Source organism: Micromonospora sp. NPDC049047, from assembly GCF_040649135.1.
Taxonomy (GTDB): domain Bacteria; phylum Actinomycetota; class Actinomycetes; order Mycobacteriales; family Micromonosporaceae; genus Micromonospora.
Window position 1 is genome coordinate 185435 of sequence record NZ_JBEZEY010000006.1, and the last position, 15575, is coordinate 201009.

General features: G+C 71.3%; 13 protein-coding genes. 6 read left to right on the forward strand and 7 right to left on the reverse strand.

Annotated elements, in window-relative coordinates:
- Nucleotides 1-141: 141 nt before the first annotated feature.
- From AB0B86_RS12440 to AB0B86_RS12460, 5 genes are all read right to left on the reverse strand, one after another.
- A complete protein-coding gene (locus tag AB0B86_RS12440) occupies nt 142-366 on the reverse strand; it encodes a hypothetical protein (protein WP_357405739.1) in 225 nt (74 codons plus the stop codon).
- A gap of 6 nt (nt 367-372) precedes the next feature.
- Nucleotides 373-786, reverse strand: coding sequence for a hypothetical protein (locus AB0B86_RS12445; RefSeq protein ID WP_357405741.1), 414 nt, complete (start codon nt 784-786; stop codon nt 373-375).
- A gap of 187 nt (nt 787-973) precedes the next feature.
- Entirely contained in the window at nt 974-1426 is a 453-nt protein-coding gene (locus AB0B86_RS12450; RefSeq protein ID WP_357417796.1) for an SUKH-3 domain-containing protein, read from the reverse strand.
- A 130-nt stretch (nt 1427-1556) separates the two neighbouring features.
- Nucleotides 1557-2687, reverse strand: coding sequence for an acyltransferase (locus tag AB0B86_RS12455; RefSeq protein ID WP_357417798.1), 1131 nt, complete (start codon nt 2685-2687; stop codon nt 1557-1559).
- Nucleotides 2688-2902: 215 nt separating this feature from the next.
- The gene (locus AB0B86_RS12460; RefSeq protein ID WP_357417937.1) at nt 2903-4990 is read right to left on the reverse strand and encodes a TIR domain-containing protein; all 2088 of its coding nucleotides are present in this window, start codon (nt 4988-4990) and stop codon (nt 2903-2905) included.
- A 273-nt stretch (nt 4991-5263) separates the two neighbouring features.
- Here AB0B86_RS12460 and AB0B86_RS12465 point away from each other — a divergent pair, with 273 nt between their 5' ends.
- Entirely contained in the window at nt 5264-6313 is a 1050-nt protein-coding gene (locus AB0B86_RS12465; RefSeq protein WP_357417801.1) for a hypothetical protein, read from the forward strand.
- Between the two features lie 66 nt (nt 6314-6379).
- On the opposite strand, the gene AB0B86_RS12470 is transcribed toward AB0B86_RS12465, so the two are convergent.
- Entirely contained in the window at nt 6380-6835 is a 456-nt protein-coding gene (locus tag AB0B86_RS12470) for a hypothetical protein (RefSeq protein WP_357405749.1), read from the reverse strand.
- 242 nt (nt 6836-7077) lie between these two features.
- Between AB0B86_RS12470 and AB0B86_RS12475 the strand changes: the two genes are divergently transcribed.
- Together AB0B86_RS12475 and AB0B86_RS12480 are read left to right on the forward strand one after the other, a co-directional pair.
- Complete coding sequence (locus AB0B86_RS12475) at nt 7078-7749, forward strand: uridylate kinase (protein WP_357405751.1); 672 nt, start codon at nt 7078-7080, stop codon at nt 7747-7749.
- A gap of 174 nt (nt 7750-7923) precedes the next feature.
- On the forward strand, nt 7924-8487 hold the full coding sequence (locus AB0B86_RS12480; RefSeq protein WP_357417803.1) for a hypothetical protein: 564 nt from the start codon (nt 7924-7926) through the stop codon (nt 8485-8487).
- Nucleotides 8488-8584: 97 nt separating this feature from the next.
- Here AB0B86_RS12480 and AB0B86_RS12485 read toward each other — a convergent pair whose 3' ends face one another.
- The gene (locus AB0B86_RS12485; protein WP_357417805.1) at nt 8585-11605 is read right to left on the reverse strand and encodes a BTAD domain-containing putative transcriptional regulator; all 3021 of its coding nucleotides are present in this window, start codon (nt 11603-11605) and stop codon (nt 8585-8587) included.
- A gap of 259 nt (nt 11606-11864) precedes the next feature.
- On the opposite strand from AB0B86_RS12485, the gene AB0B86_RS12490 reads away from it, so the two are divergent.
- The 3 genes from AB0B86_RS12490 (at nt 11865) to AB0B86_RS12500 (ending at nt 15516) form a co-directional block, all read left to right on the forward strand.
- The gene (locus tag AB0B86_RS12490; protein ID WP_357417807.1) at nt 11865-12659 is read left to right on the forward strand and encodes a hypothetical protein; all 795 of its coding nucleotides are present in this window, start codon (nt 11865-11867) and stop codon (nt 12657-12659) included.
- 80 nt (nt 12660-12739) lie between these two features.
- The gene (locus AB0B86_RS12495; protein ID WP_357417939.1) at nt 12740-13831 is read left to right on the forward strand and encodes an AfsR/SARP family transcriptional regulator; all 1092 of its coding nucleotides are present in this window, start codon (nt 12740-12742) and stop codon (nt 13829-13831) included.
- A gap of 212 nt (nt 13832-14043) precedes the next feature.
- Nucleotides 14044-15516, forward strand: a complete 1473-nt coding sequence (locus tag AB0B86_RS12500) for a tetratricopeptide repeat protein (RefSeq protein ID WP_357417942.1) — start codon at nt 14044-14046, stop codon at nt 15514-15516.
- Nucleotides 15517-15575: the final 59 nt, after the last annotated feature.

Genomic DNA, 15575 nt, shown 5'->3' on the forward strand with positions numbered 1-15575 from the left:
TGGGCAGGTCGGCGAGGCGCCCGTCTTGATCTCGTGATTCTTCGGTCGCGGGTTCGAGTCCCGCCCGCCCACCAGCCGTTCCCTGGTCAGTCGTGCTGGCGATGACCGGGGCGCACCGCATCGAGGTCCGGACCGGCGCTCTCAGTCCGCACTGAGTCCCGCAACCGCACGATCCGCCGCCCGGTCGAGGCGGTCCGCCGCCTGGTCCAGGTCGTCCTCGAACAGGTCGACGTACACCTCGCCGGCCGGGGACGTGAGAGCCGACTCGTCATTGGAGTGGTCGGCGATCTGCGCGGCCGGGGGCTCGATCAGGAACCGGGGGAGTGGCACCGACCGGCGTTGCCTGCTGCGGTCCGCGTAGCCCACGAGCAGCTAGCTTGCTGGTAGGGGGTCGAGCCGCCATCTCAGTTCTCGTGCGGCCAGGTAGACGTGGGAGTGCTGCGCCATGTCCTCAGGTGTCCGAATATCACCCGTGGGATCGAGGTCCAGGTGCAAGAGGCCAGCGTCGTCCCGCACCACCTGGGGCTGATCGAGCATCACCCAAGAAAAGGTGTTGATGTCGACAATCTTGCGGTGCACCAAGCCGCTCAGCTCGATCGTGAGCTGTACCCATCCGGGCTGAGACGCGCGCTGGACGTCAACGACCACGGAAGCGGATTGCGCGGCATCGGGTCCGTACGTCGACCTCAGCGTCAACTCCCGGATGCACCCGTCGCCGCACTCCACGACGGAGAGAAGAGCGGGCATAGTCTCTGGCGTCAACGCACGCCAACCCTGCTCCGACACGTCCGAAGCCTACCCTCGGTCGCGGGGTCACAGGCGCGGACCGAGCTGTCTGATCACACCTTGAGGACGTCGACGCCGTACAGCGCTATCGACGCGTCGCGGGAGGCGAGAGCAGACGGCGGGCGGCAATGGCTTGGGCCTGGGTCACCGGGAGTTCCCGGAAGCCCGAGGCGGACGGGCAGCGCGGTCACTGCCCAGCCGGGGCCTCTGCGCCCTCAAGCAGTCGGGCCAGGCCGGTCAGGCCGGGGCCCAGCCTCTTGATCTGGTCGTCGAAGAGCAGATGGATCGTGCCGTCGGCGTCCATGGCCAGGCTGGCATGCCCGTCGTGCTCCTCGCCGAGCGGATAGAGCTGACCGGCCGTGGATCCGGAGAGACTGTCGAACCAGCCCTTCTGGCCGAGGCACAGCAGTGGGTCGAGGCGTACGCCGATGCGGGCGTGGTCCCGACCGGGCCCGCTCACCGGCACGACCAGCCCACCGAACTCGGTCAGGAAGGCGCGGGCGGGACCGTGCATGGCAAAGCCCTCCGGGGCGAGTGTCGACTCCCACGCGCCGACGTCCACCCGGCGGTGCGCTGACCAGCCTGCCGTCCTGAGTGCCCGGGCCGCACGCTTCGGCAGTACGCGGTCGTCTTCCCGCATCGCCGCACCTCTCTCCGGTCGAACTCGTTGCGCTGCACCGTACAGCTGTTGCCCCGACGGCCCGGGTCGGCGCCGACCAGCCGCGGCCGTGCCCCCAACCGACCGGGTGGGGGCACGGCCGCGGCTGGGTTCAGCGGCGGGTCGCCAGCTGTTCGAAGGCGTGCTTCAACCCGCGCCGGAACGCCTGGGAGCCGGGCCGTTCGACGAGCCGGTGCACCAGGTACGACAGCAGCAGCACCCCGGCCAGTGACCCGGCCAGCAGCAGCCAGCCCGGGAGGTGGCCGTGGCCGAGCCGCAGCGCCAGGAACACGACGTGGAAGTGGAGCAGGTACAGCGGGTAGGTAAGCGCGCCCAGCGTGGCGGTCCCGGGCCATCGCACCTTCCGGGTCCAGCCGAGCGCAACGCCGATCAGCACGGCCAGGGACACGGCGAAGAGGACCAGGGCGACGGGCGTGCTGATCGGGTCGGTCTTGCTGTGCTCTGCCGCCGCCACCTCGATCGAGCGGGCCGACAGGATCGCGCTTACCGCGAGCATGCACCACAGCAGGGTGTTCGGACCGAACCGGTGGACCAGGTAGAGCACGATGCCGCACACGAACAGCGGCGCCCACTTCGGCTCCAGCAGCTCGATGAGCAGTCGGGTGTCGGAGGCCTGGGCGAGCAGGGCGCCCACCAGCCACAGCCCACAGAACGCCACCACCCGGCGGTAGGTGAGGCCCGCCCAGACCAGCGCGGCGAAGAGCAGGTAGAACTTCGCCTCGACCAGCAGCGTCCAGTACACGGTGTCCAGGTTCGGTACGCCGGCGAGTCCCTGCAGCATTGTCAGGTTGGTGAGCACCTGCGTGAACGAGGGACGGTTGAACCCGGGGGTCGGCGACACGGTGAGGATCGCCGCCGTGATCAGCACCGCCACCACGTAGGCGGGCAGCAGGCGGACCGCCCGGGACGTCGCGAACTGGCTGAGCCGTCGGCCCCAGGAGCTCATGCAGATGACGAACCCGGAGATCACGAAGAACGCCGGCACACCCATCCATCCGTAGCGGCTGGCCTGCGCGACGACGTGCCCGAGGTAGCTGTCGACGTTCACGCCGTAGACGAACCCGACCATCGGTACGACGTGGAATGCGACGACCGACAGGGCGGCGGCGAAGCGCAGGACGTCGAGCATGTGCAGGCGGTCGCCGTCGGGGCGGGCGGGGGGTGCGGGCAGCGCCGGTGCCGGGTCGGGGGCCGTCCGGATCCCGTTGTCGGTGATTGTCACCCACGCACCTTAACGATCTTCGCGTTAGCCCGGACCGGGCGAATGGCCCACTCTGCCGTCCCCTCGGACACCCGGTGCTCGGCCGTCGGGCGAGCGTGCGGTCGGGCTCGTCGCCGGGCAGCCGGAACACCAAGATGATCTACGCGGGGCGTCGGTCCGCACGGTAGTCGTGCGACGGCGTCGTCACGCCGGTAGCGGACACGCGGCCCTGAGTGTCACTTCGCGGGCGGGCTGAGGAAGGCGTGCGGCGCTTCGGGCTTGTCGGTGAGGCTGTACGGGGGCTCGCGCAGGCCGTCGCGCAGGCTCACCAATTCGTCGATGAGTTGCCGCATCGCGGCGGCCTCGTCGCGGTCCGCCTTGATCGGCGCGTAGCCAGGCACGATGTTCTTGTGGTTGCCGCCGGGCAGGATGACCGGGTATACGCGACTGTGGTCGAAGTAGTACCGGTGCGCACTGATCTCTCTGACCACCCAGTTATCAGCCTCTGGCTTTACCATGACATGCGGCGACACGAGCGCTACGAGTGCCCGAGACTGACGGATTGCCTCCACTATTCTGCGCGGGAACTCCTCACCGGTTCGCGGGACGTCGCGGAAGACGTGCAGTCCGGCGTCCTTCAACGCCCTCTGCCACCGATCAGCGGCCTCCGCGTCGCCCCAGTTGTACGAGATGAACGCGTCGTACTCGAAACAACTGGCGGCGGTCAGGCGAAGATCTCGGTAGAAGGCGTCGCGCTGTTGCGCGTCCAACTCCAGAAGCCCGCTCTCCCGTAGGTGGAGAACACTGACCGGCTCTTCCTCGATGTGGAATTCGCGCTTCGGCAGGACAATGGTCCCGGGTAGGTTGACCCACAGGAGCGGATAGCCCTCACTCTCCGGCAGCGACCGCCTGTCGGGATCGGCGGGGTCCGACCTTGTTGCCTCTCGCAGTTGCCCACCGACCAGCAGGTATGCGCCATGACCGGCGCTTGGATCGCCCTCCACATGTCGCCCCGGGGCGTCTTCCTCCCGGTGCGCACTCTGCACCAGGTCGTACGCGAAATGTGTTGACCGCGTCCGCTCCACCTGGATCAGGTCGCAGTGCTGCTCGATCTTCGCGCGAATCTGCTCCCAGGAGCGCCCGCCGCGAGCGGTGGGGCCGGAGCTGTCGTTGCCGCCGAGGAACCGCACTCGCGGCCCGACGTGCTCGAGGGCCCGCGCCCGCATGAACCTACGGACATTTGTCCACACGTTCACCGGTAGCCGAGATTTCAACTCCTTGATGTCGAACGTGAGCAGTGTCGTGTCGGTCAAGGCGACCAGATCGGCAGTCCTGCGCCGCGACATGGCGAACGCCAGTTCACCGACGATCTCACCTTCTTCGTGGATGAAGTCCGGTTGCGCCAGGCTCGCGGCGTTGCCCTTTCTGCCGGGCAGGTAGACCCCGACCTGACCACGCAGAATGACGAACATCGTCTCGCCGCCGTCGCCGGTCCGGCAGATGTACTCGTTGTAGCTCCGCTCAACGAGTTGACCGGCCAGGATGGCGTCGCGGAGATCCGTCTGCGTGAGGTGTTCGAAGAACGGGTTCGGCTGGCCTCGAACCTCCGCGCGGAGATAGCCCAGATGGCGGCGCTGCAGGTTCCGGATCGCCGCCTCCGCCTCCCCGTCGCTGCTGTCGATCTGCAGGATGCGCTTCGCCCAGTAGATGGTCTCCCATCCGGCCCCCGCCCGCTCCGCGGATCCCAACCGTCGGCGGTCCTCCTCGGTCGGATCATCCCAGGCAGAGCGGTCGTCGCCCACGGACATGAGTTCGAGGTGCTGTTCCTGACCACTCTTGTCGCGGAGCCTCCGCTCGCAGTCGAAAGCCACACGCAGAGGAACGTCTGCGTCCTCGATCGCCCGGCGGAACGCGCGGGATACCAACACGCCGGCAGCCGGTCCGCGGCTCAGGAGCCATCCTGCTGTGTTGATGCCCCCGCCCACCGGCTGCCGCCGGCCGTCCGCGCCGGCCAGGAACCGCACGGGGCCGGCATGCGCAGTCACCCGTAACGGGACGTTCTCGTTCGCCGACCACCTACGCAGTGCCACAACGAGATCGAGCGCGGCAGTGTGCCAGTCAGCGCCACAGAAGATGACGTGACCACCGTCCCCACCGGAGGCCCACACGGCCATGTCTTCGCCTGCGGCCTCCATCGCTGCGGCAACGATGTGGTTGACGGCGGCGATGCGGCTCTCCTGAACCTGAATGTCAACAGTCGCGGAGTGGCCGATGATGTCGCACGAGACGATCGGGACCGCGGAGTCGCCGGGTGTCGTCTGCATTGCCACGTCGCCTCCAAGGTGTCGGCAGCACGGTGAGGTACCGATCAACCTGTCCGATCGGCCGCGTGGAGTCAAACCGGTCCCGCACAGCCCGAGCGTCCTCAGGTCGAGGAGCTGGTGGTGTGGTCCTGCGGGCAGTCGAGTCGCCGTGAGGTGGTGGTCGGGGCTCCGAACAGGACGGCGGGAATGCGGCACGGGCCGTCGACCGGTGACGGCCATACTGAGGCGGCAACCTCCTGATGCCCCTCGTAGCCCAGCGGAGGAGACCCGCGGATGCGCCCGTCCATCGCCGTCGTCGGTAGCGCCAGCCCGGACCGTCAGTACACGCCGGACATGAAGGAGATCGACCTCGTACCGGACGTCTGTGCGGCGGTCGGCCGGGAGTTGGCGCGGGCCGGCTGCGACCTCATCGTGTTCTCCAGCAGTGACGACTACATCGAGAAGGACGTCGTCCGCGGTTACCTGGCCGCGGTGCAGGCCCAGGACCGCGCGTCCGTCACGGTGCGGGCGCCGTTCGACAGGGTGACACCGTTCGATGTTCCGCCGCATCTCAAGCACGTCCTGCGCGTCCTACCGGACTCGGCCGAGGAGTGGGAGGTGTCGTACTACCGCGCGGTGTTCGAGGCGGACGGCCTCATCGTGGTGGGTGGCGGGCGGGCGACCCGCATCGCCGGGATCCTGGCGGTCGCCCGGCGCATCCCCCTCATCGCGATCGCCCACTTCGGGGGTGCCGCGCTGAGCGTCTGGCAGCACCTCGACCGACACCAGAACGATGCCACCCCCGAGGCGATCAGCCGAATGGCGGCGCCCTGGGGCGACGATGCGGCCGAGCAACTCGTGGCGAGCCTGGTGGACCAGCGTTCCCGGATGCAGGAGGCCGAGCGGGCCGCGCGGCGCGACCAGTCCCGGGTCCGGCGTGGACGGACCGTGAACGGTCTGGTGGCCGCGGCGGCGATCACCGTGGCGCTGCTCACCGTCATCCTGGCCTACGGCACCGGGACGACCCTCACGGCGGTGGGATACCTGATCGGTGGATCGCTTCTCATGGCCGCCGCCGGCGCCCTCATCAACGACACGTCCGCGGAGGAGCCCAACCTGCCGTGGGCGCTGGCCCGGGGCCTGGGTGCCGGGACCCTGGCCACCATGCTGTACATGGGCTCGCAGAAACTCACCAACCCTGACCCGCTCGACGCGGAGGCGACCCGGCGTCTCGCCTGGCTGCTCATTCCGCTGGGGCTCACCGCCGGGTACACACTGGACAAGGTGTTCGCCCGGCTGCGCAACGTCGACGCGCTCGCCGAAAAGCCATTCACCCAACCGTAGGCGGGCCAAGTGCACAGCACCACCGCCCAGCCGCTGACGGGCGACGGGCACGTCGCTCGCGCCCCCTCAGCCGAGGTGGAGCAGCAGCACCTGGTCGTCGCGGAGCCCGGCGATGCTGTCGCGCAGCAGTGTCAGCCCGTCCAGACCGGCAGTGCCGCTCTCCTCGAAGTCCATCCCCATCTCCTCGAAGTGGGCCGACAACTCCTCCGCGCGGTGCCCACCAGGGTCGAGCTGAGCCAGGAACCGCCGATGGGCCGGCGTGATCAGCACGGTCAGGCCGTGCACGCTGTTGATGGCCTCCGACTCGGCGTCGAACTCCGACAGTTGCAGGTCGACGCCGCGTTCCTCCAGGTAGGTGAGGACGTAGAGCAGGCAGTACCCGGACCAGTCGTACTCCTGCCCCGCGGTAACCCCGTGCTCGGCCAGGTACGAGCGCAGCGACGATGACGACTCGGTGGCCCGGCGGGCCAGCTCGGCGACGCTCGCCCTGGGAAGCACTGTCAGTGACGCGATTGCGGACATCACACCCTCCGTCGGACGACGCTGCCGTGGCGGCAGTCGGTCGGCTCGCCGGGCAGGCTACTGGGCGGGGGTGACACCGCCCCCGACGTCGGCCCGGGGCGAGCCGCGAGCTGGTGCGGCTGTCGGCGACGTACGACAATTTCCGGACGTCGGCGCGGTCGCCCGCCCAGTCGGTCAAGCAGGACGACCCGGGGCGGCCGACCCAGATCGGGTACGCCGACCTGACCCGGTAGGGCGGCGACATGGTCCACGGCACCCGCTACGAGTTGCTCGAACACCTGGTTGAGGCGGTCGGGTCCGTCGCCGTCGCCCACCCGACGCGGGTCGCCATCGACGGGCCGCCCGCCTCCGGTAAGACCACCCTCGCCGACGAGTTGGCCGTCATCCTGCGTGCACGGGGCCGCGACGTCATCCGCGCCACGATCGACGATTTCCTCCATCCCCGGGCGCAGCGCTACCTGCGGGGCGAGTTCTCGGCCGAAGGCTGCTATTACGACACCCACGACCACGGCAGGCTGAAACAGGTTCTGCTCGACCCGCTCGGTCCGGGCGGAGACCGGCGCTTCCAACCCGCGAGCTACGACCGGGCCGCGGATGCCGCGCTGTCCGCGCCGGTCACGACTGCGCCGGCCGACGCCGTGCTGGTCTTCGACGGCGTCTTCCTCCTGCGCCCGGAACTGATCGATCGGTGGGAGCTGCGCGTCTTCGTCTCGACGGCACTGGAGAGGACAGTGGGCCGTGCCGTGGTCCGGGAGCGCCGGGTGTCAGCACCGGCGGACGTCGAACGACGCTGGCGCGAGCGTTACATCCCCGCTCAGCAGCTCTATGCCGCTACGGTCCGCCCGGCTCAACGGGCGGACGTCGTCGTGCACAACGACGAGCCCCACCTGCCGGTCTGGGAGACCGCCAGATGAGGGGATCGGCGTTCCGACTGCCGGTGGCCCCGGGCGAGCCCGACGTGATGCGGGTTCCCGGCCACGACTGACAGTGCCGCGTGGTGCCGGCATCCAGCTGTGCGGTACACCTTGTGTGCCGGGCGCATGGTTGGCTCTTGATTCCGGCTACCGACAACACGTGGGGAGCACACCGTGACCGAGCCGTACCAGCCCCAGCAGCCGCAGTCGCCCTACCAGCCGGGCGGTCCGGTGTCCCCGCCGCAGCAGTACCAGCCGCACCCGGCCGGGCCGCAGGACCCCGGGTCGGCTCAGCCCGGCCACCTGCCGGCACCGCCGGCGGGCAGCTCGACCCGCACGCCGCTCCTGCTCGCCGCCGCCGCCTTCGTGGCCCTGCTGATGTTCGCGGCCACCGGATTCACCGTGTACGAGGCGTTCATCAAGGAGGACTCCGGGGTGGCCGCGTGCAAGGCGCTGGCCGGGGGCAAAGACCCGGATGGCACAGTCAACCGCTCCGGCGACATGAAGCTGACCGAAGCCGAGTACCGGCAGACCCGGAAGTTGTTTGAGGACTCCCGGTACGAGGACATTCGCACGCACGGCACCGCGCTCATGGACATCGCCTGGCAGATCTCGCAGCTGCCCAAGGGACAGGAGTTGGGTGCGTTCGCGTTCCTCGCGTCGGCGGAGGCCGCCACCACGGGCCTCGAGTCGGCCTGCGCCGACCAGGGCGTGGACGTCAATCTGAAGAACAGGTAGCGAGGCGCACGAGCGCCCTGACCCGGTGGCTGGCTCACCCCGAGCCGCAGGCGGCGCCCGTTCCGGGGCGGTGACGCAGCGGCGGGTCGGGGCTGGCTCAGGCCGCCGCGCTCACCGCTGTCACCCGATCCGTCAGGTCGCCCCGCGCCTGGGCCGGTACGCCGATCGAGGACATCGCCTCGACGTAACGCTGGTACGCCTGGGCGGCCTCGCCGTGCCGGCCCGCCGCCGTCAGCGTCCGGATGAACTCGCCGTGCACGCCCTCGTCGTGGGGTTCCAGCTCACGTGCCCGGCCGAGGTGCCGGACGGCTTCGTCGGTGTCGCCGACGGCGTGCGCCAGCGCGGCCAGTTTGCGTACCACGCGCAGGTAGACCCGACGTGCCTCCTCACGGGTCGGTCGGGACCAGTCGTCGTACGGCTCGTCCTCCAGGAAGTCGCCCCGGTAGCGCTGTTCGGCGAGCAGGAGCGTGGCGCGTGCGCCGTCTGTCGCACCGCGCTCGGCCAGCCGCAGGCCGTGCGCCGACTCGGCGAGGAACTCCTCGACATCCAGCTGCACGTGACCGACGTCGAGCGCCAGACTGGGGTGCGCGGCGATGATGAAGTGGTCCGTCGGCGTACGGCGCTGCGGGTCGAGGACGCCGCGGAGGGTGGACAGGGCCACCGACAGTCGGTGGCTGACCCGGTCCGGGTCCTGGGCGGGCCAGAGCATCTCGCCGAGCTGTTCCCGGGGCACCGCGCGACCGCGGCGGGCGGCGAGGATGCGGAGCAGGTCCCGTGCCTTGCGTGACTGCCAGGCGGTGGCCTGCACCTGCGTGCCGTCCACGAACACCTCGAACCGTCCGAGGGTGCGTACGGTGACCTGGGCGACGCAGCGGGGGCGCTGCCGGCCGAGCGTCGGTGGCGGCACGCCGGCAGCCGTCAGCCGCTCGCCGGCCAGCCGGGCGTCGACCCGCTCCTGGGGGTCCGCCCCCGGCAGCAGGCCGAGCAGCACCGCCAGGCGGTCCGCGGCCACCACCGAGCTGATGTCGCGCAGCGTCGCGGCGGCCTCCCGCCAGGCGTGGCGGGTGTCGTCGGAGTCGACGGCGGCGGCCCCGCGAAGCTCCAACGCCTCGGCGAGCGCGGCCCGGTCCCGGTGCAGGCGGGCGGCGGTGGCCGCCAGCAGCGCCACCTCGGCGGCCCGCTGGTGGTCGCCGGTGTCCAGGGCCACCCAGCCCAACGCGAGCCGCGCGGTCGCCGAGTCCGGGCCGCGTTCCAGTTCGACGGCGCGCTGGGCCAGGGCGACCGCCGTGGTGCCGTCCTCGGCGGCCAGCACGCGGGCCAACCCGGCGAGCGCCGGCACCTGGATCTGGTGGTCGTGCACGGGTTCGCTGGCGCGCAGCGCCTCCTCGTACGCCGCGCGGGCCAGGTTGGTCCGGCCCCGCAGGGCGTGCACGTCGCCGATACCCACAAGTGGGTACGCCACCTTGCGGGACCCCATGCGTTGCAGCAGCGGCACGGCGCGTTCGTAGCACCCGGCGGCCTCGGCGAGCTGACCGAGGTGGAAACGGGCCCCGCCCTCGTTGCACAGTGCCAGCGCGAGCATCGCGGCGTGCCCGTTGGCCTGGGCCAGCTCCACCGCCGGTCGCACCTCGGCAAGCGCTTCGAGATACCGGCCCTCGCCGACCAGCGCGGAGGCGCGGTTGGCGCGGATGCGGGTCACCTGGATGGTGTCGCGCGCCGCCTCGGCGGCCCGCAGCGCCTTCTCGTGATGCTCGTCGGCGGCCGGCCGATCACCGCGCAGTTTGGCGTCCAGGGCGAGCGCGGTGTGCGCGGCGGCGAGGGCCGCGTCGCTGCCGACCGCTGCCGCTGCCGCGAGGGCCCGTTCGGCGTTGCCCCGGCACGCCTCGGTGTCCCCGATCGTCCACTGGGCCGACGCGGTCCAGGCGAGCAGCCGGGCGTTGTCGGTGGACGGGTGCGGGTCGAGCACCCCGCGGTGGAAGACCTCAAGGGCGGACTGCGGTTCGCCGCGCAGATAGTGCACCAGGCCGTACTGCCAGGCGAGCCCGGCGGTGAGGGAGCCCCGCTGCTGGTCGAGCGCGGCGTAGACGGCGACCGCGGCGTCGAAGTCGCCGCGCATCTGCAGCGCCTCCCCGTAGAGCAGCCGTAGGCGGTCGGACCGGGCGTGCTCGGGGAGGGACTGGCAGGCGTCGACGACGGCCTCGGCGCCGCCCGCGGCGAGCAGTTCCGCGCCGTGGTCGGCGAGGATCGGCGCCGTCGCGTCCGGGACACCCGATTTCTGGTACGACCGGAGGGCCGGGACGAGGTGGCCGTGCTCGGCGTACCAGGCCGCCGCCCGGGCGTGCAGGCGTCGCGTCGCCGCCGGGCCCAACGGGAATCGACGGCGGGCGACGCTGGCGACGACCGGCACCATCCGGTACGCGGACCCGCCGCCGGGCACCGGCACGAGGATGCCGCAGCGGGTCAGTTGGTCCAGCCGATGGCCCGCGTGCCGGTGACCGAGGAGACGGCTCAGCTCGGGGTGGATCGGGTCGAGGTGGGCCGCGTCCCGCAGCAGTCGGTGGACTTCGGGCGACAGTTGGGCGAACACCTCCCGGGCCAGATAGGACTCCAGTGGCGTCCCCGGGTCGTCCCAGTCCGTGCCGGTGGTGGCAGTGGCCGCGATCAGGGTGACGAGCGCCGCCCAGCCGCCGGTCTCGGCGTGCACCCGGCTGGCGAGCGCCGGGTCGGTGAGCGCGTGGTCGGCGGCGAGAACGGATGCCACCTGTTCGGGCGGGAGCCGGAGATCCGCCGGACCGTACTCGGTGAGCAGGCCCGCCTGTCGCGGCGACACTGCCGGCGGGTGGCGGGTCACCAGGACGACCCTGAGCTGCGGCGGCAGCCGTTCCACAGTGTCCAGCAGGGTCTGGAGGAGGCGGCGGGGCAGGCGCGGAACGTCGTCGAGGACGAGCCAACTCGGTTCGTCGACGCGCGGCTCGGTCGCGGCAGCGACGGCGGTGAGCCAGTCCGGCCCGGCCGTCGCCAGCGCCGCGACGTCCGGTCCGTCGTACCACCGCACCGGGCGGTCGCCCAGCCAGCCTCGTACGGCGCGCGTCTTGCCGTAGCCGGCCGCGGCGACCACGACTGTGCACCGCCGGCTCCATTCTCGGTCCGTCGTGGCGTTCATCGGATGCCTTCCGGTCGACGCTGGTCCCGGTTTCATTGGGCGCCGTGCGGGTGGCCGGGCGTACGCGAGCGTCGCCGTTACGACACCGGAACCCGGCGTATTTGACGCCACCTTGACGGCGCTCTGAACCCCGCCTCGAAGGATGTCCCGGGAAGACACGCAGAGGGCGGCCAGTCCGGGTCCGGGCCTCGCGACCGATCGATGAGGAGTGGTGATGGTGAAATTGCTGTCGGGACGGGCACTGCTTGCGGTGCTTGTCGTCCTGCCGACGCTTACCGCGGGGAATGCCGCGCCGGTGAGCGCCGCCGCTGGGTCAGGCCCGGGGGTGTACGCCGACGAGCCGGTGGACCGCGACGTCGAGCTGGCGCGGCTGGGCTACCGCAACGGGGTGCGGGTGGTGTTCTCCCGCGACGAGTTGTCCGGCGACTGGGGTCTTCGTCAGGACGGCGAGATGGGCCGCAACGCGCCCCTGGCGTACGACGACAAGCAGAGCATGTTGCAGACGTACCTGAGCATCACGCCCCGGTCCGTGCCGGTGCCGCGGGTGCTGCTGTCGGAGCCGCCGGCCGGCACGCCCACCCCGCCGGAGCTGGCCTACCGGACCATCGTGGCGTCGGTGGTCGTCGCCGACGATCTGGCCGTGCCGACGTCGAGCGCGATGTCCACCGCGGCGACGATGACCTGTTGGGACCTGTACTGGAACTCGTACAACTGGGCCGAGCTGCCCGGCTACCCGAATCCGGGCACCGTGTGGCACCCGGCGAAGACGTACTACTCGTCCGACTTCGGCGGCATGAAGATGTACTCCTACAGCTACCTCGCCAACTGCGGCGGGTACGCCCGACACCGGATCTACTACAAGTCGTTCGGCGACTACTACAAGCACCACGACTACGAGGTGGCGTACGCCCACTGGCAGGCGGTCAAGAAGGGTTCGGTGCACCGCTACCGCAAGGTGCACTACGACGGCGCGGAGGGGGACACCCGCAACGGCAAGTACACCGGCTGACACCGCCCGACCGCCGGCCGTGTCCAGTGCGCGACGAACCGATCGAGCTTGCCGAGCTGCGGATCTAGCCTGATCCGGTGATGTCGACGGCGGGCGCGGGCGTACGGGTCAGCCTGCTCGGGCCGGTGGAGGTGATCGTCGCCGGCAGCCCGCAGGCGGTGAACGGCCTGCGGCGCAGGGCGATACTCGCGACGTTGGCGCTGCACGTGGGTCGGGTGGTGAGCGTCGACCGACTCATCGACGTGGTCTGGGGGGAACACCTGCCGGCCACCTCGGCCAACACGCTGCAGCGCCACGTCTCCTACCTGCGCGGAGTGCTCGGCGAGCCTGGATCGATAGTGGCCCGCCCGCCCGGTTACCTGCTCAACACCGGGCCGGAGTCCACAGACGTCCGGGCCGCCGAGCACCTCCTCGAACTGGCCCGTCGGTCGTCGGACCGCAACGAACGGGTGCGGCACCTGACGGCCGCTGTGGCGCTCTGGCGTGGCCCGCCGCTGGCCGACGTGGCCGGCTCCGCCTGGCTCGAGGAGCAGGCCGAACATCTGGCCCGCCTCCGGTTGGAGGCCGAACGGGCACTCGCCGAGGCCCGGCTGTCCGTCGGCGAGCACGCCCGGCTCATCCCCGGGCTGGCCCGGCTCGTCCGGCAGCACCCCTTCGACGAGCACCTGCACGCGCAGCTGATGCTCGCCCTGTACCGCGACGGCCGACAGGGCGAGGCGGTCGCCACCTACCGGCGACTGCGCGACGCCCTCCGGGACAACCTCGGCATCGACCCGAGCCCGCGGCTGCGGGACCTGGAGTGCGCAATCCTGCGCCAGGACAGCGCGATCGCCGCACCCGCCCCGGCCGCGCCGGCACCGACGTCGGTGGCGGCGCAGCTGCCGCCCCCCGTACCGACGTTCATCGGGCGCGCGGCGGAGCTGGCCGCCCTCGACGCGCTCATCGACCGGGGCGGCGCCGTGGTGGTGTCCGGGACCGCTGGCGTCGGAAGACAGCGCTTGCCGTGCACTGGGCGCACCGGGCGGCCGAGCGCTTTCCCGACGGGCAGCTCTACGTCAACCTGCGCGGCTTCGACCCGGGCGCCACCCCTACCGAACCGGCGCGAGCGCTGCACGGGTTCCTGGCGGCGCTGGGCGTTCCGGCCGCACGGATGCCGAGCGATCCGGAGCTGATGGTGAGCCTGTACCGCACGACAGTGGCCGGCCGGCGGCTGCTTGTCGTGTTGGACAACGCCCGCGACGCGGAACAGGTCCGGCCACTGCTGCCCGGCTCACCGGACTGCCTCACCATCGTCACCAGCCGCGACCGGCTCACCCCGCTTGTCGTCACCGAAAGCGCCCACCCGATAGTCCTCGACCTGCTCAGCCGTGGCGAAGCCCGCGACATGCTGGTCCGCCGGCTGGGGGAGCGCCAGGTCGCCGCCGAGCCCGCCGCCGCCGACCAGATCGCCGACCGGTGCGCGCGGCTACCCATCGCGCTGGCCGTCGTCGCGGCCAGAGCCGCCACCAACCGGCACTTCTCGCTTGGTGCGATCGCCGACGAGCTCGACGACCTGGACGCCTTCCACGGGGGTGACGAGGCCACCGACGTGCGGGCGGTCTTCTCCTGGTCGTGCCGACCGCTGAGCCCGGCCGCGATCCGGCTGTTCCGGCTGCTGAGCCTGCACCCGGGCCCGGACGCCTCCGCCCCGGTGGTGGCCAGCCTGGCCGGCCGTACCCCCCAGTCGATCGGGCCGCTGCTCACCGAACTGACCCGGGCGAACCTCCTCACCGAGCACACGTACGGGCGCTACGCCTGTCACGACCTGCTGCGCGCGTACGCCACAAGCCTGGCCGACGAGGCGGAGGCACCGGCCGACCGCCGCGCCGCGGTGCTCCGGCTGCTCGACCACTGCCTGCACACCGCACACGCCGCAGACCTCGTCCTGCATCCGCACTTCAGCGAGATCAGCCTCCCGCCGGCAGCGGCCGGCGTGACACCGGAGAGTCCCCGGAGCAGGTCGGCCGCCACGGCCTGGTTCACCGCCGAACTTCCCGTCCTGCTCGCCGCCGTACCACTCGCGGCGCGGCTCGGGTTCGAGGGACACGCCTGGCGGCTCGCCTGGACCCTGGCCGGCTTCCTGCACCGGCAGGGGCACTGGCAGGACTGGCTCGGCACGCAACGCATCGCGCTCGCCGCCGCGTCCCGGATCGGGGATCAGAGCGGGCAGGGCCAGGCCCACCGCAGCCTCGGTCTCGCCTGCTCCCGGCTGCGCCGCCACGACGAGGCCGACGATCACCTGCGGCGCGCGTTCGACCTGTTCACCGAGGTCGGCGACGACGCCGCGCGGGCACACACCTGCCTCAACCTCGGTCAGCTGGCCGAGCGGCGGGGGCAGCACCACGAGGCACTGCACCATTCCCGGCGGGCGTTGACCCTGTTCCGGCGGGCCGGAAACCGGGCCGGGCAGGGCTACACCCTCAACGCTGTCGGTTGGCAGGAAGGGCTGCTCGGCAACCACCACAGTGCCCTGCGATCGTGCGGCGAGGCGCTGCGGATGTTGCAGGAGGTGGGCGACGTGCAGGGGCAGGCCGACACCTGGGACAGCCTCGGCCACGCCCATCACCAGCTCGGCGACGACCGGCGCGCGATCGCCTGCTACGAACACGCGCTCGACCTCTTCACGCAGGTGAACGACCGCTACGCCGAGGCGGGCACGTACCTCAACCTGGGTGGCAGTCACCGCGCCCTCGCCGACCTCGACGCCACCCGTGCCGCGTGGCGTCGCGCCCTGACCATCCTCGACGAGCTCGGCGATGCCGGCGCCGACTCGGTCCGCGCCGACCTCGCACAGCTCGACGAGAGTCGGCTCCCCTGACGTAGCGCGCTTTCCGCGCCGTTTCCGGGCCGCTTCAGCGCGGCCCGGCACTCTTCGGA

Excerpts from the sequence above, each read along its gene's own strand:
- AB0B86_RS12465 (WP_357417801.1), top strand. The coding sequence starts at position 5,264 with ATGCGCCCGTCCATCGCCGTCGTCGGTAGCGCCAGCCCGGACCGTCAG.
- AB0B86_RS12460 (WP_357417937.1), bottom strand. The coding sequence starts at position 4,990 with ATGCAGACGACACCCGGCGACTCCGCGGTCCCGATCGTCTCGTGCGAC.
- AB0B86_RS12475 (WP_357405751.1), top strand. The coding sequence starts at position 7,078 with ATGGTCCACGGCACCCGCTACGAGTTGCTCGAACACCTGGTTGAGGCG.
- AB0B86_RS12470 (WP_357405749.1), bottom strand. The coding sequence starts at position 6,835 with ATGTCCGCAATCGCGTCACTGACAGTGCTTCCCAGGGCGAGCGTCGCC.
- AB0B86_RS12450 (WP_357417796.1), bottom strand. The coding sequence starts at position 1,426 with ATGCGGGAAGACGACCGCGTACTGCCGAAGCGTGCGGCCCGGGCACTC.
- AB0B86_RS12500 (WP_357417942.1), top strand. The coding sequence starts at position 14,044 with ATGCTGGTCCGCCGGCTGGGGGAGCGCCAGGTCGCCGCCGAGCCCGCC.
- AB0B86_RS12490 (WP_357417807.1), top strand. The coding sequence starts at position 11,865 with ATGGTGAAATTGCTGTCGGGACGGGCACTGCTTGCGGTGCTTGTCGTC.
- AB0B86_RS12495 (WP_357417939.1), top strand. The coding sequence starts at position 12,740 with ATGTCGACGGCGGGCGCGGGCGTACGGGTCAGCCTGCTCGGGCCGGTG.